4 protein-coding genes and 1 pseudogene are annotated in these 21954 nt (G+C 45.4%); all 5 read left to right on the top strand.

The window, feature by feature from the left end; genetic code table 11:
* The first annotated feature begins 650 nt into the window (after positions 1-650).
* Positions 651-1283, top strand: coding sequence for an SPI-4 type I secretion system auxiliary protein SiiA (gene siiA, locus EOS97_RS11830; protein WP_127836150.1), 633 nt, complete (start codon positions 651-653; stop codon positions 1281-1283).
* On the top strand, positions 1280-2668 hold the full coding sequence (locus EOS97_RS11835; RefSeq protein WP_000875175.1) for a MotA/TolQ/ExbB proton channel family protein: 1389 nt from the start codon (positions 1280-1282) through the stop codon (positions 2666-2668). Before siiA ends, EOS97_RS11835 begins: the two co-directional genes overlap by 4 nt.
* Positions 2658-3977 (top strand): annotated as a pseudogene (siiC, locus tag EOS97_RS11840) (SPI-4 type I secretion system protein SiiC). Before EOS97_RS11835 ends, siiC begins: the two are co-directional and overlap by 11 nt.
* On the top strand, positions 3974-5251 hold the full coding sequence (gene siiD / locus EOS97_RS11845; RefSeq protein WP_001081933.1) for an SPI-4 type I secretion system protein SiiD: 1278 nt from the start codon (positions 3974-3976) through the stop codon (positions 5249-5251). Before siiC ends, siiD begins: the two are co-directional and overlap by 4 nt.
* 16 nt (positions 5252-5267) lie before the next feature.
* Complete coding sequence (gene siiE / locus EOS97_RS11850) at positions 5268-21953, top strand: non-fimbrial adhesin SiiE (protein WP_127836151.1); 16686 nt, start codon at positions 5268-5270, stop codon at positions 21951-21953.
* Position 21954: the final 1 nt, after the last annotated feature.

Raw genomic sequence — 21954 nt, forward strand, 5'->3', positions numbered from 1 at the left:
TGTGCATCTTGCTTTATTTTTAATTGCTGAAGATAAAATTGTTACTTATAGCTGGCTTTATATAAAAAATGGTTTTATTTATGTATTTTTTTACGCAATTCTGATTTTTTACTCTCCACTTATTATATTTTTAATAATTTAAGTTATATTGAAGTCCCTATGACCCTATGTTTTAATTGTGAAAATTCATTTTATCCTCTGGAGGCAAATTTATTAAATACGTATGGTTATAACGCGTATTAAAAAGAAATATGTCCTTAAAATGATTTAGAGTTTCAATGATTAGCTAACAAATCTATTTATCGGCGGGTGGTTTTAATTTGCTGATGACTATTTTTTATTTATGAGTTGAGAGCTTATGCGATACCTATTATTGGGGGAGATATAGTTAGTGCAATAATTGATGTCTACCTAATTAAAAAATGAAGAGTGTTTTTAATTAAAGCACTCATCTTTGTTGTGGGCGCATAAAAATGGCGTCGTTGTTTTTATTTTTCTGATTACGAGATGTAAGAAAACTGAAATCTATAAAGCGTATTGGTAGCAGGAAGCCAAGGGCGGTAGCGTTCACTTTCTGAATAAGTTGAGCATCCATTATCCTTTCTAATCCACAAAAACATTTTATTCACAATGTAATATCAGGAGACAACATGGAAGACGAAAGTAATCCGTGGCCTAGTTTTGTTGATACATTCTCTACGGTATTGTGCATTTTTATATTTCTTATGTTGGTGTTTGCACTTAATAATATGATTATTATGTATGACAACTCAATTAAAGTTTATAAAGCGTATATAGAGAGTAAGACTAAATCTACTGCTCAAAATAGCGGAGCCAATGACAATTCAAATGCTAATGAAATAATTAATAAGGAAGTGAATACCCAAGATATGTCGGACGGAATGACTACAATGTCAGGTAAGGAGGTTGGAGTATACGATATCGCCGATGGTCAGAAAACTGATATAACGTCTACAAAAAATGAGCTTGTTATTACGTATCATGGCAGGCTGAGAAGCTTTTCAGAAGAGGATACTCATAAAATAAAGGCTTGGTTAGAAGACAAAATCAATAGTAATTTATTTATAGAAATGGTTATTCCTCAGGCAGACATCTCTTTCTCTGACTCTTTACGACTGGGATATGAACGGGGAATTATTTTAATGAAAGAGATTAAGAAGATATATCCTGATGTAGTTATTGACATGAGTGTTAACTCCGCAGCATCAAGTACAACGAGTAAAGCTATTATCACGACTATTAATAAAAAGGTGTCAGAGTGAAATATATAAATCATTACCGCTATTTCTTTGTCTGTTTTTTCCTTGCCATACTCCCTTTTTTCGCTTTATCTTTTCCCGGTATAAGAGAGTATGTTTTTGATAACTTCATGGTTTCTGCAATTTACAATGGAGTCATTATTGCCATTTATATTACAGGTTCTTTGTGTGCATTATTCACTATTCTTAAAAATATTTCAGCAAAAGACATATTAATAGCTCAGGACGCCAGTAGAAAAAATAGCATTCTTTCTAACCTCAATCAGGTTTTGTTTGCCGGGGAACCCAAACAGTGTGATTTCAATTTGCTGATGGAATTAGATGACAATGTGTCTACTGCCCGTAATCAACGATTGTCATTTATTATGAGCTGTAGCAATGTGTCGACGCTTGTTGGCCTGTTGGGGACGTTTGCGGGTCTGTCTATTACGATTGGTTCAATCGGGAACTTATTGAGCTCGCCATCAGATGTTGGCGGTGATAATGCAAGTAATACACTCAATATGATCGTGACAATGGTAGCGTCGCTTTCTGAACCATTGAAAGGGATGAATACCGCATTTGTATCTTCTATCTATGGTGTTGTTTGCGCCATACTCCTGACCTCACAAAGTGTTTTTGTTCGCAGCTCCTATTCCCTTGTTTCTACGGAAATCAAAAAATTAAAAATCATAAGCAACAGATCCAATAATAAACAGCGAAGCCTGCGGGTTGAATCAGAGACGCTTGTAGAATTTAAAGAGTTGTTTAAAGCGTTTTTTGATAACTACCTGACAGTTGAAAACTTACGGACGCAGGATGAAGAAAAGAAACGAGTGATGCTATCAGATAGCTTTGTCACTTTGCAAAACCAACTATTGGATAACTCAGCAAAACTGGAACAACTTTCTACGCTGATTGATGGTTATCTGGTAAGCAGTAACGAAAACCTCAAAAAATTATCTGACGGTGTAATAACAATTACCTCTCGTTTATCTGAAGGTAATATCCTGCTTGCTGATAATAATGCACGACTGGAGGCAATGAGTACAATACAAAATATTATAGATAAAAAGAATGATTCAATAATGACATCAGTTGATAAATGTTATCAGGAATCTCTTTCACATGGTAAGACCATAAACGATATTGCCGCTGGCAGTGCCGATATTTCTCATACTCTCGATGGGCTGAGAAAAGAAATGGATGAGGATATGAATAATGTTCATTTAGCGCTATCCGATCTATCGGCTACTGATAAAAAGATTATTGCCAATACTAAAGAGATTAGTGCTGAAATGGTTAGCTACCGTGATACCTATATGCCATTAATGGAAAAAATAACATCTATGCATCAGGAAATAGTAAAGCAACGTTTGTTAAACAAGGAGGAAAAAAATGAAGATTAAGATGTTTTTTCTGACGACTGCTTTTATTACACAAAGCACATACGCCAGCGAGCTTCCGGTCATTCCTCTAAGAGATTTAGTTAATGCCGCATTAACGCATCAGCCCTCTGTTGCTGTTTCATATTATGAGACTGAAAAGAAAAACAGTGACTTAGATCTTTCACGGGCAGCACTTTATCCTACCCTGGATCTAACCTCTGGCCTTAATAATAACAGAAAGGAGTCGTCAGGTACCGAGAGAAACGTTGAAAATAAGGTGTCTTTATCATACCGAATAACGGATTTTGGAGTGAGGGGGGCTAATATCAGGAAATCTGAATATGAAAGAGATAATAGTAAAACTGACTATGAAAAAACAAAGAATATAGTGTCTCAGGAGGTTGTGACAACCTATTACAACATCAGTAAGTATCGTGAAATGATTGATGGCGTAAATCTGGAGAAAGAGTTTTATAAAAAGATGCTGGAAACTTTTTCGTTGCTGGTATCTTCCGGTGTAGCGATGCAATCTGATATGCGTAAAGTACAAGTATCTATCGATGCATTAAATACCAGAAGCATTATGTATCAGTCGATGTTGGATGATGAAATGTATAAAATGCAGAATATGACTGGTCTGAATTTATCACCAGATCAGATTCAAAGCGATGAAAAATTCAACCTCTTAAAAAAATATATATTTGTCGAAAGCCCTGAATAACTTATGGACATGGTGATGAAATACAACGATGACTATAAGATGCTTGTCAATACCCGAAAAGCCGCGACCGAAGATATTAATGCCGCAAAATCATCCTATTTTCCGACTGTAGATCTCGTTTCCAGCTATGTACAGAATAACCCGAGCGGTAGTGCCAAAAAAAGTGATTATGAAGATGAATTTAAAACGGGTATCAATGTCAGTTTCAACATTTTTAATGGGTTCAGAAATTCAGCCCAGGAAAGAAAAATGGTGGCAAGTTACTCGCAGGCTAAGCTGCAAATTGACGATTTTTTGATTAAAACGCGTTATAACATTGATTCACAACTTTCAAGATACGCCGCTGCAAAAGAGACTTACTCAGTGGCGGAACGTTCACATACAAACGCGTTACGGCTTACTGAATTATATGAGCAGGAGTTTCAGTTAGGGCAAAAAAGTTTGCTTGATTTAATTTCAAGCCGTAATGAAGCATTTCAGGCATATGTAAGCATGATCGACAGCAAATATAGCCTGTATATTTTAAAGTTACAGCAACTCTCATTGATTTTTCATTTAATGGATTATTTAAAAGGAAATACTGAAAGTGAGTTAAATGTAATGAAATGAATAGAAGACAAAGCGATCATCTCATGATGATAATTATTTCTTTGACGATCTTAATTATTATCCTTACCTACTTTATAGAAATTAATTCAGTGGTTCATGGTCAGGGCGTTATCACTACTAAAGATAATGCTCAGTTAATATCTCTTTCTAAAGGAGGGACGATACAAGATATTTATGTGGCCGAGGGTGATACTGTAAAAAAAGGAGAACTCCTTGCAAAGGTCGTTAACCTTGATCTGCAAAAAGAATATCAAAGGTATAGAACTCAAAAAGGGTATCTGGATAAAGATGTTAACGAAATATCTTTCATTCTTGATAAAGAAAATGAGAGTGGATTGATTACCCTGGATGGCACCCGTTCTTTAAGCAATAAAGAGGTAAAAGCGAATATTGAATTAGTGCATAGTCAGATAAGAGCTAAAGACTTAAAAAAAACCTCTCTTGATTCTGAGATTAGCGGATTACAAGAGAAGCTGAGTTCGAAAGAAAAAGAACTTGCATTGCTTGCCGAAGAAATAAATATTCTTTCTCCACTGGTAAAAAAAGGAATTAGCCCATATACCAATTTTCTTAACAAGAAACAGGCGTATATAAAAGTTAAGTCTGAAATTAATGATATTGAAAGTAGCATCACTTTAAAAAAAGATGATATTGAGCTGGTTGTTAATGATATTGAGGCGCTTAATAATGAATTGCGCTTATCTTTATCTAAAATAATATCTAAAAATCTTCAGGAGCTTGAGGTTGTTAACTCTACATTAAAAGTAATAGAGAAGCAGATAAATGAGGAGGATATCTATTCACCGGTTGACGGTGTAATTTATAAAATCAATAAAAGTGCCACTACTCATGGTGGTGTGATTCAGGCGGCGGACTTACTTTTTGAAATAAAACCAAAAGTAAGGACTATGCTGGCCGATGTGAAAATATTACCCAAATACCGTGACCAAATATATGTAGATGAAGCCGTTAAACTGGATGTGCAGTCAATTATCCAACCAAAGATAAAATCGTATAATGCGACTATCGATAATATTAGTCCTGATTCCTATGAGGAAAATACCGGAGGAACAATTCAGCGTTATTATAAAGTAATTATTGCATTCGATGTTAATGAAGATGATTTACGGTGGTTAAAACCAGGTATGACTGTTGACGCCAGTGTAATTACCGGAAAACACAGCATTATGGAATACCTGTTATCTCCTTTGATGAAAGGCGTGGACAAAGCCTTTTCAGAACCAGTTAATACTAAACGATTAGATACACCTTGAGAGTGAATATAATATTATGGGAAATAAAAGCATACAAAAGTTTTTTGCCGATCAAAATTCTGTAATTGATTTATCTTCTTTGGGTAATGCCAAAGGCGCAAAAGTTTCTCTTTCCGGGCCAGACATGAACATTACCACGCCGCGTGGTTCAGTGATCATTGTCAATGGCGCTCTTTATTCAAGTATCAAAGGCAATAACCTCGCTGTTAAATTTAAAGATAAGACTATTACTGGCGCTAAAATTCTGGGCAGCGTAGATTTAAAAGATATTCAACTAGAGAGAATTGACAGCTCATTGGTTGATTCTGCTCAGGTAGAAAAGAAAGGTAATGGCAAACGACGAAATAAGAAGGAAGAAGAGGAATTAAAAAAGCAGCTTGACGATGCTGAAAACGCAAAGAAAGAAGCTGATAAGGCGAAGGAAGAAGCAGAGAAAGCTAAGGAGGCTGCAGAAAAAGCGCTCAATGAAGCGTTTGAAGTACAGAACTCGTCAAAGCAAATGGAAGAAATGCTGCAGGAATTTTTGGCTGACAATGTAGCAAAAGACAATCTGGCTCAGCAAAGCGATGCTTCCCAGCAAAATACACAGGCTAAAGCAACGCAGGCTTCTAAACAGAACGATGCTGAAAAAGTTCTTCCTCAACCTATTAATAAAAATACCAGCACTGGCAAAAGTAATAGCAGTAAAAATGAGGAAAATAAGCTCGATGCCGAGTCTGTTAAAGAGCCGCTTAAAGTCACATTAGCGCTTGCGGCCGAAAGTAACAGTGGTAGTAAAGATGATAGTATAACTAATTTTACCAAACCTCAGTTTGTAGGTAGCACTGCCCCCAATGCCACGGTCATTATTAAAATTAATGGTATTGCTGTCGGTCAGGCTGTAGCGGATAGTTTGGGTAACTTCACCTTCACTGCGCCTGAAACATTGACTGATGGAACATACAATCTGGAGGCAGAGGCCAAGACTGCTGATGGAAGCGGTAGCGCCAAACTTGTCATTACTATCGATTCCGTTACCGATAAGCCAACATTTGAACTTTCGCCTGAAAGTAGTGTGTCCGGTCATAAGGGCTTAACGCCGACCTTGACGCCTTCAATTGTTGGTACGGCGGAAGAGAATGCTAAGGTTGACATTTATGTAGATAATAAACTGGTTGCCAGCGTTGATGTCGATAAAGATGGAAACTGGAGTTATGAATTTAAGGATAATGAATTATCTGAGGGCGAAAATAGTATAAAAGTCGTTGCTGTAGATAAAGCAGGTAATAAAAACGAAACGACGGATAGTATCATAACCGACACCATTCCTCCGGAAAAGCCGACGATTGAGCTGGATGATAGTAGTGATTCCGGCATTAAAAATGACAACATTACTAATAGCACCCTGCCAACATTTATTGGTGTGGCGGAACCTGGTTCTACAGTCTCTATTTATCTTGGACTTAAACATCTTGGTGAGGTCATTGTTGCTAAAGATGGGACATGGAGCTATACGCTTACTACGCCGCTCAAGGATGGCGAATACAATATAACAGCAACAGCTACTGATATTGCCGGGCATACCTCAGCGACGGCAAATCTGCCTTTTACTATTGATACACGTATCAGCTATTTCAGCGCTGAGATTGAAACGACTGATGATAGCGGTATTGTCGGTGATAACGTTACTAACAATACTCGCCCAACCTTTACAGGTAAAACTGAGCCAAATGCTATTATCAGTGTCATAAATAGTGAGACTGGCGAAGAGGTTGTTTTTAAAGCGAATGACCAGGGTGAATGGACGTTCAATTTCACTTCCGACTCAGTGGAAGGGATTAACAATCTTACGTTCACTGTTGAAGATGTCGCTGGCAACAAAAAGGATTTTTCCTTTAGTTACGTTATTGATACTATTGCCCCTGTACCTCCGACGGTTTCTTTGGAGGATTATGTTGTTTTGCCGAATGGTATAATTTTATCAGGGAATGATTTACCGGCTTTAGTCGGTACGGCAGAGCCAAAGTCTACCATCTTATTGATGCGAGATGGTAAATTATATGACAGCATTGAGGTTGATTCAAACGGGACCTGGAATTATCAGTTTAGTAATAAATTTCTTCAGGGCGCCTATGATATTGAAATCATTTCTCAGGATGCCGCCGGCAATAAATCCTCTACTGTTAAATATTCTTTTACTATTCAAACTGAAGTTGTACCTCCAAAAGCGGAACTCGATGCCAGTGATGATTCCGGTGCAAAAGGCGACTGGATTACCAATAAACATAATGCTCTGACATTACTGGGAACAGCGGATAGGTTTGCTACCGTAAATATCCTTATCGATGGTAAAACGATAGGCGTGACGACTGCGGATGCAGACGGTAACTGGAATTTTGATATTTCCCGAAATCTGTCTGACAATGTTTATAAGATTACGGTTGAATCCATCGATCCTTTAGGAAGAACGTCATCTGTAGATTATCAGCTTACCATTGATAGCTTTACGCCGATCCCTACTGTTATGTTGCATGATAGCGCTGACTCTGGCGTTAAAGGCGATATGATTACTAAAATTAATACGCCGTTGTTTACCGGGATGGCTGAAGCTAATGCTAAGGTTTCCATCTATGTTGACGGTGTGTTAAGTGGCGAGGCTATTGTTGGCGATGATGGTGTATGGAATTTTCAATTTACCACAGCGTTATCCGATGGCTCGCATGACGTAACGGTAAAGGTAGAAGATATTGCCGGTAATACTGCCTCCTCATCAGCGTATAATTTCCAAATCGTAACGCAAACGCAAAAACCAACAATAGAGTTGGTCAACGATACGGGGGTTGATAATACAGACCATATTATTAATGAAAAGAATCCTGCACTGACAGGGACCGCTGCACCCTATTCAACGGTTAAACTCTATGTTGATGGCGCACTGATCGCTGAGGTCAGAACAAATAAAGATGGCAGATGGGAGTATACCCTGAAAGCCGATCAAGGTTTGGTTGATGGCGATCATAGAATAACCGCTTCAGTTGAAGATATCGCTGGCAACATTGCCCATTCGGATCCTTTCTTAATTAGCGTCGATACTGCTATTTCAATACCGATAGTTTCATTGAGCCCGGATTCAGATTCGGGAATTGCAGATGATAATTTAACGAATATCGTTAAACCTACCTTGCACCTAAAAGATATTGATCCGGACATTATCAGTGTTCAGGTATGGGATGCCGCGTCTGATACGCAGATCGGTGTTGCCACGCAACAACCTGATGGTTCATGGGCCTATACCTTTACTTCAGATTTAACGGAAGGCTTGCATCAGGTTTATGTCAAGGTTGAGGACATTGCGGGTAATAAAGCGAACAGCGCGGTATTCGATTTTACTATCGATACCACAGTATCAACGCCGGTGATTTCCCTGCTTTCTAAGGATGATACGGGGGTGACAGGCGATAACCTGACCAACATCAATAAGCCAGGTTTTGCTATTTCCGGTGTTGATGCCGATGCGCATCGGGTCGTCGTACAGGTGATGCACAATGGCGTGAGCGAAGAGATCGAACTTTCTCACCTCAATGGTAGTTGGTTATTTACACCAGGGAATACGTGGGCGGATGGCAGCTACACGTTAACGGTGAAAGTAGAAGATAAGGCAGGAAATACCAACTACTCAGCGCCGCTGACGGTCGTTATCGATACCCAAATCGCCATTGATGGGGTGGAACTGGTCAACGATAGCGGCGTGAAAGGCGATAATATGACCAACGACGACCGTCCCCACTTTCGTGTGACGGTACCTACGGATGTCAATGAAGTCCGTCTGAGCATTGACGGTGGTAATTCGTGGGTTCAGGCAACTCCGGGCGTGGCAGGAAGCTGGGAGTATATCTGGCCGACAGACCTGGCAGATGGTCAATACACGCTAACGGTGGAAGCGACTGATAAAGCAGGCAATACAGTGACGAAGACCATCGATTTCGCGGTGGATACCACGCTGTCAGTGCCGGTCATCGTACTGGATAGCGCGGACGACACCGGCATCCAGGGCGATAACATGACGAATAGCACCCAGCCGACATTTGCCCTGCAGCATATTGATGATGATGCCGTTCGCGTTACGGTCAGCGTGGAGCATGGCGGCGTCACCACCACATTTGACGCCACGAAAGGCACAGGCGGATGGAGCTTTACGCCGACAGGGGCGTGGGCGGATGGTGATTATACCCTGAGTGTGTCAGTCGAAGATAAAGCGGGGAACACCAGCCATTCTGCATCGCTGACGGTGACGGTGGACACGCAAATCGCCATTAATAACATTGAACTGGTCAATGACAGCGGTATTCCCAACGATAATCTGACTAATAACGTGCGTCCGCAGTTCCAGGTGACGGTACCGACGGATGTCAACGTGGTGCGCCTGAGCATTGACGGCGGCAAGACGTGGTTCAACGCTACTCAGGGCGCGACGCCGGGCGCCTGGGATTATATCTGGCCGGATGATGTGGCCGACGGAGGCTATACCCTGACGGTAGAAGCGACCGACAAGGCGGGAAACCAGACGACGCAGGAACTTGATTTCACCATCGATACCACTCTGTCTGTGCCGACCCTCTCGCTGGACAGCGCAGATGACAGCGGCATCGCGGGCGATAATATCACCAATGTTAAAACGCCGGGCTTTACCCTCAACAATATTGATACCGATGTCAGCCGGGTGATAGTGGAGGTAATGCACAATGGCATTAAACAGGAGGTGCCACTGGTTCAGACCGGCGGACAGTGGCGCTTTGCGCCGACCAGCGACTGGGGGGACGGCGACTATATCCTGACGGTGAAGGTAGAAGATAGGGCCGGAAATGTGAAGCAGTCCGCGCCGTTGACGGTGACAGTGGACACGCATATCGCCATTGACCGTATTGAACTGGTTAACGACAGCGGTATCCCCGGCGATAATCTGACCAATGAAGCGCGCCCGCACTTTCAGGTGACAGTACCGGCGGATGTTAACGGTGTAAGACTGAGTATTGATGGCGGCAAAACGTGGTTTGACGCCACGCAGAGCGCGACGTCGGGCGTCTGGGATTATACCTGGCTGACGAATGTGGCTAACGGCCCTCACACCCTGATGGTGGAAGCGTCCGACAAGGCGGGAAACAAAACGACGCAGAAACTGGACTTCATCATCGATACCATGCTGTCAGAACCGACGATTACCCTGGACAGTGCGGATGACAGCGCCGCTGGCGATAACATCACCAACGTTAAGATGCCAGGCTTTACCCTCGGTAATATCGACGCCGACGTGACCAAAGTGGTGGTGACGGTGGCGCATGATGGTAAGAACCAACAGATAGAGTTGATTAAGAACGGCGGTGTGTGGCGCTTTACGCCGGGCGCAGCCTGGACCGATGGCGACTATACGTTGACGGTAAAGGTAGAAGATAAGGCGGGTAATACAAATTATTCTGCGCCGCTGACGGTGACTATCGATACGCAAACGTCTATTGATCGCATTGAGCTTCTTAATGACACGGGTATTGTCGGGGATAACCTGACCAATGAAGCACGTCCACAGTTTCATATTACGGTACCGACGGACGTGAACTCTGTGCAACTGAGTCTTGATGGCGGCATCAACTGGGTTAACGCAACGCTGACGTCTGACGGCGTTTGGGAGTATATATGGCCGACAGATCTGGTCGAAAATACGTATACCCTGACAGTGAAAGCAACCGATGTTGCAGGCAACACGGCGACGGAAACGCTCAATTTTACCATTGATACCACATTGTCGACACCGACCATCACGCTGGACAGCGCAGATGATAGCGGCACCGCCAACGATAATAAGACTAACGTTAAAACGCCGGGTTTTGTTATCGGCGGTATTGATTCTGACGTGACTCAGGTCGTCGTGCAGGTGATGCGCGATGGTCACAGCGAGGAGGTGGAGCTGACGCAGACTAACGGGCAGTGGCGTTTTGTACCCGGCAGCGCGTGGACTGATGGCGACTATACGCTGACGGTAACGGTGAAAGATGAGGCGGGTAATATTCGCCACTCAGCGCCGCTGAAGGTCACTGTCGATACCCAAATCGGCATCGACAATATTGAACTGGTTAACGACAGTGGTATCCCCAATGACAATCTGACCAACAACGTGCGCCCGCAGTTCCAGGTGACGGTACCGACGGATGTCAACGTGGTGCGCCTGAGCATTGACGGCGGCAAAACGTGGTTTAACGCCACACAGAGCGCGACGCCGGGCGTCTGGGATTACACTTGGCTGACCGATGTGGCTAACGGTTCTCACACTCTGACGGTGGAAGCGACCGACGCGGCGGGAAACAAGGCAACACAGAACCTGGAGTTCAACATCGATACCCTACTGTCAGAGCCGACTATCGCTCTGGACAGCACGGACGACAGCGGAACAAAAGGCGATAACCTGACCAACGTGAATAAGCCGACATTTATACTGGGCAATATTGACGCGGACGCACGGTATGTCACGGTTGAGGTGCAGCATGGCGGCACGAAAGAGGTGCTGACGGCCACCAAAGGCGCGACCGGCATCTGGAGCGTGACACCGACCGGTATGTGGGCGGATGGCAGTCATACGCTGACGGTGAGGGTGGAGGATGAAGCGGGTAACGTAAAATACTCAGTGCCGCTGACGATTACGGTCGATACCCAAATCACCATTGATGATATTGAACTGGTTAATGACAGCGGTACTAAGGGCGACAATCTAACTAACGACGCCAATCCACATTTCCGCATCACGGTGCCAGGGGATGTCAACGAAGTCAGTCTGAGTATTGACGGCGGTGTAACCTGGGTTAAGGCGATGCAAAGCTCGACGTCGGGCGTCTGGAATTATACCTGGCCAAAGACATTGGCAGATGATGACTACACGTTAACGGTGAAAGCGACTGATAACGCAGGCAATACGGTGACCAGGACGCTCGACTTCACTATTGATACCACGCTGTCGACGCCGGTCATCGTACTGGATAGCGCGGACGACACCGGCATCCAGGGCGATAACATGACCAATCGCACCCAGCCGACATTTAACCTGCAACATATTGATGATGATGCCGTTCGCGTTACGGTCAGCGTAGAGCATGGCGGCGTCACCACCACATTTGACGTGACTAAAGACGCAGGAGGATGGTCCTTTACGCCGCCGACATCATGGGGGGCGGGTGATTATACCCTGAGTGTGTCAGTCGAAGATAAAGCGGGGAACACCAGTCATTCTGCATCGCTGACGGTGACGGTGGACACGCAAATCGCCATTAATAACATTGAACTGGTCAATGACAGCGGTATTCCCGACGATAATCTGACTAATAACGTGCGTCCGCAGTTCCAGGTGAAGGTACCGACGGATGTTAACGAGGTACGCCTGAGCATTGACGGCGGCAAGACGTGGTTCAACGCTACCCAGAGCGCGACGCCGGGCGTCTGGGATTATACCTGGCTGGCTGATGTGGGAGAGGGTAAGCATACCCTGACAGTGGAGGCGACCGACAAGGCGGGAAACCAGACGACGCAGAAACTGGACTTCATCATCGATACCCTACTGTCAGAACCGACTATCGCTCTGGACAGCACGGACGACAGCGGAACAAAAGGCGATAACCTGACCAGCGTGAATAAGCCGACGTTTATACTGGGCAATATTGACGCGGACGCACGGTATGTCACGGTTGAGGTACAGCATGGCGGCACGAAAGAGGTGCTGACGGCCACCAAAGGCGCGACCGGCATCTGGAGCGTGACACCGACCGGTATGTGGGCGGATGGCAGTCATACGCTGACGGTGAGGGTGGAGGATGATGCGGGTAACGTAAAATACTCAGCGCCGCTGACGGTTACGGTCGATACCCATATTGCCATTGATGATATTGAACTGGTTAATGATAACGGTATTCCCGGCGACAACCTGACCAATGACGTTCGTCCACACTTCCGCGTCACGGTGCCAGGGGATGTCAACGAGGTACGTCTGAGTATCGACGGCGGTAATACGTGGGTTCGTGCAACACAGGGCACGGCAGGGATCTGGGATTACACCTGGCCGAAAGATGTGACCGACGGGCTACATACCCTGACGGTAGAAGCGACCGATAAGGCGGGAAACCAGACGACGCAGACGCTCGATTTTACCATTGATACCCGGCTGTCAACGCCTACCATCGCTATGGATAGCAGGGACGATACAGGCGCCATTGGCGATCATATTACGAGCGTCAAAAGACCGGGCTTTACCATTGGCAATATTGACGCCGATGCGCACTCGGTCATTTTGCGGATCACACAGGGCGGCAATAGCCAGGAAGTGACACTAACCCAGGTTGGAGGACAGTGGCGCTTTACGCCAGATGCTGACTGGGCGGACGGTAGCTATACGCTAACGGTAGAAGTCCAGGATAACGCGGGGAATGTCCGCCAGTCCACGCCGCTGATAGTGACGGTAGATACGCAAACCAGCATTACTGATATTACATTGGTCAATGATCATGGCGTGCCTGATGACAATCTAACTAACAGTACCCGTCCGCAGTTTGAGATCACGGTGCCGGCGGATGTGAATTCTGTGCAACTGAGCATTGATGGGGGCGCAAACTGGGTGAGCGCGGCGCAGGGTATCGAAGGCGTCTGGGGCTATACCTGGCCAACGGATATGGGCGATGGAAAACACACCCTAACCGTCATGGTCACCGACAGAGCGGGCAATACGGCGACGCAAACGCTTGAATTTTTCATCGACACCCGGTTGTCGACGCCGACCATTGCGCTGGATAGCACGGATGATACCGGTACGCCTGGCGATGATATGACCAATCGCACCCGACCGACCTTTATTCTGCAGAATATCGATTCGGATGTTATCAACGTTACAGTCAGCGTCACGCATAATGGAACGACAACCTCGTTTACCGCGACACAGGGGGCTGGAGGATGGAGCTTTACACCGCCAGCGCCGTGGGGCGACGGTGATTATACGCTGACGGTGACAGTGGAGGATCGGGCGGGAAATACGCGTCCGTCTACGCCGCTGACGGTGACAGTGGATACGCAAATAGCCATTGATCGTATTGAATTAGTCAACGATAGCGGCGTCCCTGGCGATAATGTGACAAAACATGTGCGTCCGCAGTTCCAGATCTCGGTACCGGATGATGTGGAAAAGGTTCTTCTGAGTATTGACGGCGGCACGACCTGGGTTACTGCAATCAAGAGTTCGACGGCTGGCATTTGGGATTACACCTGGCCGACGGATATGCCAGAGGGACAGCATACCCTGACCGTGGAAGTGACTGACGGTGCGGGTAATAAGATGACGGAGACGCTCAATTTCACTATCGACATCACGTTGTTGACGCCAACCATTGAGCTGGCGCCCGATCAGGATACCGGACAGAATAAGAACGATAATCTGACCAGCGTCACTCAACCAGTATTTGTGTTGGGGAGTATCGATAAAGATGTTCGACACGTGGAATTGAGTATTGAGCATAACGGCACGTTTAAAACGGTGGTACTCACCGAATCAGCCGACGGCTGGCGCTATCGACCGGATTCTGCTTTGGCGGACGGTAGCTACACATTCACCGTGACGGTAACAGATGTGGCAGGCAACCAGCAAACATCCGCGCCTTTAAAGGTGACGATAGACGGTTCGTTGACTACGCCGGTGATTGAGCTGGCGGCCGGCGAAGATAGCGGTACTGTTGGCGATCGCCTCACCAAACACGATCGGCCTGTGTTCGACATACGCCAGGTTGATTCTGACGTTACGCGCGTGATGGTCAAAGTAACTTACAACGGTAAAACGCACGAGGAAGCGGCGGTATTCACCAATGGTCAATGGCGCTTTACGCCTTCTGCGAGCTGGGCTGATGGCTCATATCAGTTAGCCGTTGTGGTGGAAGATCTGGCGGGGAATGTAAAAGAATCTGCACCGTTAGAGGTGCGTATTGATACCACGACAACCATTAACAATATCGTATTGCTTAATGATACTGGCGTGCAGAATGATCAATTAACGAATGTTGCTAAACCGTCATTCAGAATTGACGTTCCCGGTGATGTCATCCAGGTACGCGTAACCCTGGATGGTGGCGCTAACTGGAATGTGATACGCAAAAATGCCGACGGACAGTGGATTTTTGACACCCCGAATACTCTGGTTGACGGCACATATACCCTTCGCGTAGAGGCCACGGATCAGGCAGGTAATATTGCGAATAAAGATTTAGTATTTAATATCGATACTAATATACAGGTTCCGACTATTGCTTTAGACGCAGGACAAGATACCGGAGCGAATACCGCCGATAATATCACTAATATTTCACGACCCACCTTTACGATTGGTAATGTTGACCCCGATGTTATCAAAGTCGTGGTGACGATTGATGGTCATGATTATAACGCGACTAAGGTTGGGGCTGGTTGGCAATTTACACCAGGCAATGCCATTCCGGATGGTTCTTATAATATTACCGTTACGGTTGAAGATAAGGCCGGAAATACCGCGACATCGAAACCATTACCTGTTGTGATAGATACGACGGCTGAAATTGAAAGCGTCACGTTGGTTACAGATAGCGGTGATAGCGATGTAGATAACATTACCAAAGTCGACAAGCCGCAGTTTAGTATTGTTACCGCTGATGATATTACCCATGTGCGCGTTAAAATCGATAACGCCGCTAATTGGATTGAACTCACAAAAGGAGGGGATGGCCGCTGGATATTTAATGTCGGTTCGGCATTACCTGATGGGCAACACACTCTCTTGGTTGATGTGACTGATATCGCCGGCAACGTTGCGCAAGAAACGCTGCAGTTTACGATTGATACGACTCTGCGAGAGCCGACAATTGTACTCGATCCCACCCATGATACTGGTGATGATACTAATGATAATCTTACCAGGATTAACAAACCGGTGTTTATTATCGGTAATGTCGATAATGATGTATCACACATTGTGGTTCATATTGATGGTCGGGATTACACCATTGAAAACACAGGGGGGAATTTAACCTTTACGCCGGATCAACCACAGTCTGACGGTCAGCATACGATCTCTGTTACCGTAACGGATATTGCTGGTAATACCAAAACATCGGCCGAACTGAAGATTGAAATCGACACGCAGGTTCAGATTGACAGTGTTACGTTAACAACAGATAGCGGCGTCAACGATCACGATAATGTCACCAATGCTACCCGTCCCTCTTTTGAAATTGCAACGCCTGATGATGTGACATCGGTGCTGGTTTCTTTCGATGGCGTAAACTGGACGCCTGTCAGTAAAAATGCGGCCGGGCAGTGGCAATTTACTGCAGGTAGCGCATTGTCTGATGGTCATTATACTCTCCATGTCCAGGCGACGGATCGGGCAGGGAATACGGCAAATTCCACGCTGGGCTTTACCGTGGATACGCAGATTGACGGCCTGAGCGTCGTGATGCTGGACGACGCCGGAAAGGATTCTACGGATGGTATTACGAATATTACCTCTCCACGTTTTGAAATTTCAGCCAGAGAACCGCTGCAGAGCGTGACGGTAATTTTAAACGGGAAATCCAGCACACTGACTCAGGGGGCAGGTAATAAATGGCTATTTACCCCTGATACACCGTTAGTGGATGGAACTTACAAAATAGAAATAGTGGCTGAAGATATCGCAGGTAATAAAATTAGCAAAGAGGTATCATTCACAATAGACACTGTTGTTTCTGATCCCCGTATTGATTTGCTGGATGCGGATGATACTGGCGAAAGCGCTGTTGATAATATTACGAGTGTCACTAAACCACGTTTCGTTATTGGCAATGTACCCGCCGATATTGATACTGTGGTAATCAGAATTAACGGCGTTTCTTATCCGGTTACGGCAAATGGCAATAACCTCTGGGAATTTCAGGTTCCCGTTGCGTTAAACGATGGCGTATATGAAGCCGTTGTTGTCTTCAGAGATATTGCCGGAAATACTTCTGAAACTAAGCTGCCCTTTACCATTGATACCACGACAAGCGTCAGTGTCAGAATGGAGCCAGCGTCTGATACCGGCAGCTCCAATAGCGATAACCTTACGAATAAGCAAAATCCCAAATTCGAAGGTACTGCAGAGCCTAATGCGAAACTGGTGATTACCATTGTTGACGATAAGTCAGGTCGGGAGGTTTTAAAACACACGATTACGGTTGGCGCCGATGGCAACTGGAGTGTGACGCCGAATATACTGCCGGATGGCATGTATACCATCAACGTCGTCGCAACAGATGTCGCGGGAAATACTGCGCAAACGCAGGAAAGATTCACTATCGATACGGTTACGATCGATCCTACCATTCGCCTTTCGGATCCATCTATTGATGATCAGTATGAGGCAACCAGCCTGCGTCCTGAGTTCAAAGGGCTCGCCGAAGCGTTCTCGACGATTATGATTCAGTGGGATGGGAAAGTGGTCGGTTCGGCAAACGCCAATGCGAATGGCGAATGGAGTTGGACGCCGCCATCAGTATTAGCGCCAGGCTCCTATGTTGTGAGCATTGTTGCCAAAGATAAAGCGGGTAATGAATCGTCGCAGGTCGACTTTCCTGTCGTAATACCTGTTATTGATGTCACGCCTCCAACCATAAAGCTCAGCGAGGAGAGCGATAGTGGTGCCTTAGGAGACTTTACCACGAATAATAAAACGCCGACCCTGGTTGGGAACACGTTACCTAATGCGATTGTGAGTATTTATGTGGATGGCGTGAAGGTCGGCGAGGCGACAGCGGATACAGCGGGTCGATATACTTTCCAGTTATCGGAAATGAAAGATGGCCATTATGTCGTCCAGGTGGGTATCGTCAACCCTCGCGATAATAGCGAACTGCGTTCCACCGCCGTTGATGTCACTATCGATACCGAGGTTGCTGAACTGGTATGGAATATATCTGGAATGCATGAGGGCGGATATATCAACACGGTGACGCCGGAGATTGGCGGCACCAGTGAGCCAAACAGCAAAATCACTATCTTTGTGAATGGCGTTGAAAAAGCGATTGCTTATACCACAGGAACAGGACACTGGGGCGTAGTATTACCCGCTTTGGGTAATGACGGTAATTATGAATTAACGTTTAAAGTTGAAGACGTTGCCGGCAATATCAGAGAGTTTGGTCCGCAGAATGTAATACTGGATACAGTAATTTCGCCGTTAACCGTGGTATTACGCGAAGCTGATGACAGTGGCAAAGTTGGCGACTGGATCACCAATAAATCTCATGTCACCATCGATGGTACTGCCGAAGCCGGAAGTACTTTAACCATCAGGAATCCGCAGGGGGTGGTTATTGCTACCCTGGTGGTAGGCAATGATGGTCGATGGAGCGCAGAATTAGATCTGCGTGAAGGTAGTAATGCCTTTGTCGTGGTATCGGAAGATAAAGCGGGCAACAGCCAACAAAAAGATATTCTGATAGAACATGATACGCAGATTGAAATCAGCGATATTTCATTAAGTCGGGATACTAATAGCGGTGATAAATATGATCTGATTACCAATAATAAGTCTCCGGTACTGGTTGCCATGACCGATCCCGGCGCGACGGTACAGGTTTATATTAATGGTGTGTTACAAGGCACAGTAGAGGCGAGTTCGTCAGGTAATATTAGCTATACCATGCCGGCAAATAGCGCCGACGGCGAGTATCAGGTGCAATTTGTTGCTACGGATACTGCTGGCAACCGGGTTGAGTCTGCGATTACAACCGTGACAATCGATTCTCAAATTGCTGTCTTTGACATTGATGAAGATTCATTACCGGCCCTCTCTAATAACCGGGCGTTGTCAGTCTCAGGTGTCGGGGAGGCTGGTTCTCAGGTCAGCATCTTTGTCGATGGTAAATTAGTCAACGTTGTTATGGTTGAGGCTGATGGCACATGGCGCGCGCCGATACTGCTGCAAGATGATGGTAAGTTTAATATTCATTTCAGCATTACTGACGTTGCTGGCAACACTGAAGTGAGCAAGGATTATAGCGTGGATGTCGATTCATCAACCGACTTCCCAACGCTCAACCTTGAAGATGCGAGCAACTCTGGTTCACTTGACGATCTGATTACTAGTCACAACAAGCCTGTGTTAGTAGGCACCGCAGAAGCGGGAGCCACAATCCATATTTATGTGGATGAAAAGATCGTGGCAAATGTGCTTGTGCTTGAAGATGGAACCTGGTCCTATCAGTTTGATAATGCGTTAAAAGATGGTGAATATTCTATCCGAGTGGTTGCCGAAGACCCGGCAGGTAATACGGCAGAATCGCCTCGCTTACTCGTCACGATAGATACCAGTACGTTTATCGATAATCCTGTTATGATGGCAGGATCTGATAACGGTATTTTCAGTAATGATAGTATAACGAGTCAAACCCGGCCTGCGTTTAGTATTTTTGGAGAAATGAACCAGAGTGTTCAGATTTTCATTGATGGAGTGCTAGTCGATACGATCACGGTGACGGACAGAAATCAAGTTTATCGACCTGAGTCACCGTTGGGCGATGGTTCCCATAGCATTTATTATGTTATCACCGATAAAGCAGGCAACACGGCTACCTCGAAAACGCTAAACTTTACTATCGATACCTTTAATACGACGCCTGTCGCCATTGATTCTATCGGCGGACAAACGTTAGCAGAGATGACCGGTAGTGATGGCAAAATATATATAACGGACACGACACGTAACTTATTGTTTAGTGGCAGTGCCGAGCCCAATAGCAAAATAGAAATCATCATTAATGGCTTAAATGTGGGGGAAGTTTGGGTTAATGACAAAGGCCACTGGCAGATGCCGGTGAACCCGCTTTATTTCACAGAAGGCCAGCTGGATATCACTGTTAAATCTACGGACCGTGCTGGTAACGTCAATCAGGAAAAGTATTCCATTTGGGTCGATACGCATATCCAGGTATTTACCAGCGAGCTTGATGACAATAAATCATCATCGAAAACGGACTGGTGGAGTAATAGCTCCACTATTACCATGAGAGGTATGGGGGAAATTGGCGCTACGGTATCATTAATCGTGGCAGGGGTCACGCTGGCAACCGCTGTCGTTGCGGCTAATGGGCAGTGGGAGTTATCGACCGATCAGCTTCCGGAAGGGAAATACGATATCACTTTGAGTATTGAGGATAACGCAGGCAACCGTAAGGAAGAGGTACATGAAATATTTATTGATCGAACGCCGCCAAACGCTCCGGTCGTAACTTATTCAGATATTGTCAACGATCTAATTATTATGCAGGGAACGGCGGAAGCCAAATCTCAGCTAATAATAACCGATAGTAATGGGAATACTTATACGCTAACCGTTCCTGATAATGGTAAATGGAGTATGGCGATCCCGTATCCATCGGAAGGGAAGTTTACCATTACGAGTGTGGATGCGATTGGTAACCGGAGTGATGATGTCCCTCTCGATATCATGAAAGAGACTCCTGTTATTTCATTATCTCCAGACTCAGACAGTGGTACGGTGGGCGATAATATTACGCGAGATAAGCAACCTACCTTTATTATCGGGAATCTGGAAAGCGATGTTGTGGTCGTTCAGGTCGATATCAATGGGACCGTATATAATGCTGAAAAAAATGCCGATGGCGTTTGGTTCTTTACGCCAGGTACACCGTTAGCTGATGGTTCCTATACGATATCGGTAATCGCAAGCGATGCCGCGGGTAATCAGAAAAACTCGTTACCCATTACCGTTACGATCGACAGTACGCTGACCGTGCCGGAGATTGCGCTGGCAGCAGGTGAAGACAATGGCGCTTCAGACAGCGATAACGTGACGAATCACAATCACACCCAGCCTAAGTTCACGCTGCAGCATATTGATGCTGATGTGACCGGGGTGACTGTAAACGTGACGCATAATGGCGTGACAGACATCTATCAGGCGACGCAAGGCGCGGATGGCTGGACCTTCACGCCGCCAGCCGCCTGGAATGATGGTACCTACACGCTGAGCGTGACGGTGGTGGATCGCGCGGGGAACTCACTGCAATCTGCTTCGCTGGAGGTGACGGTTGACTCAACGGTGACGGTAACAGCGGATAGCCAGCATGACGATGCGAGCGATGACGCCACGGCAACAGCGGTTACTCCACCGGAGTCTGAAACAGTGAATGCCGAAAGCGCTACGCATCTTCGTACAGTGCCGTCTGCGGCGGAAGAAAGCGTGGTGAAGGAGACAGCCTATAGTATTACATTGTTAAACGCTGACTCTGGGGATGAAATAGATCGTTCAATTAGTCAGACACCTTCTTTTGAAATATCAGTACCTGAGAATATTGTTAATGTCAGTGTTATGTTTGAAGGAGAAGAGTTTACTCTGCCGATAACTAACCAGAAAGCAATATTCGAAGTTCCGCTATCTTTGGAAGATGGTGAATATACTATGGACGTGAAATTCATTGATAAGGACGATGATTTCCTGATTAAGGAGAAAACATTCTCAGTCGATCACTCCTCGGCGGATATTGTGAACGCAATGAATGCAAGAGGAAAGACCGAGGATGATATTAATGATTCCCCTTCCACGAGTTCTGTAGGGCACAACAATAACGGCGCTATTGATGTTTTCGCCGTTAATGAAGTTACGCTACCTGTAGATAATCAAGAAGAACACGCATAAT

The organism is Salmonella sp. SSDFZ54 (genome assembly GCF_004010735.1).
Lineage (GTDB): Bacteria > Pseudomonadota > Gammaproteobacteria > Enterobacterales > Enterobacteriaceae > Salmonella > Salmonella enterica.

What these genes read in the sequence shown, in the direction of transcription:
- siiD (WP_001081933.1), top strand. Translation starts at nt 3,974, where the DNA reads ATGAATAGAAGACAAAGCGATCATCTCATGATGATAATTATTTCTTTG.
- siiE (WP_127836151.1), top strand. Translation starts at nt 5,268, where the DNA reads ATGGGAAATAAAAGCATACAAAAGTTTTTTGCCGATCAAAATTCTGTA.
- siiA (WP_127836150.1), top strand. Translation starts at nt 651, where the DNA reads ATGGAAGACGAAAGTAATCCGTGGCCTAGTTTTGTTGATACATTCTCT.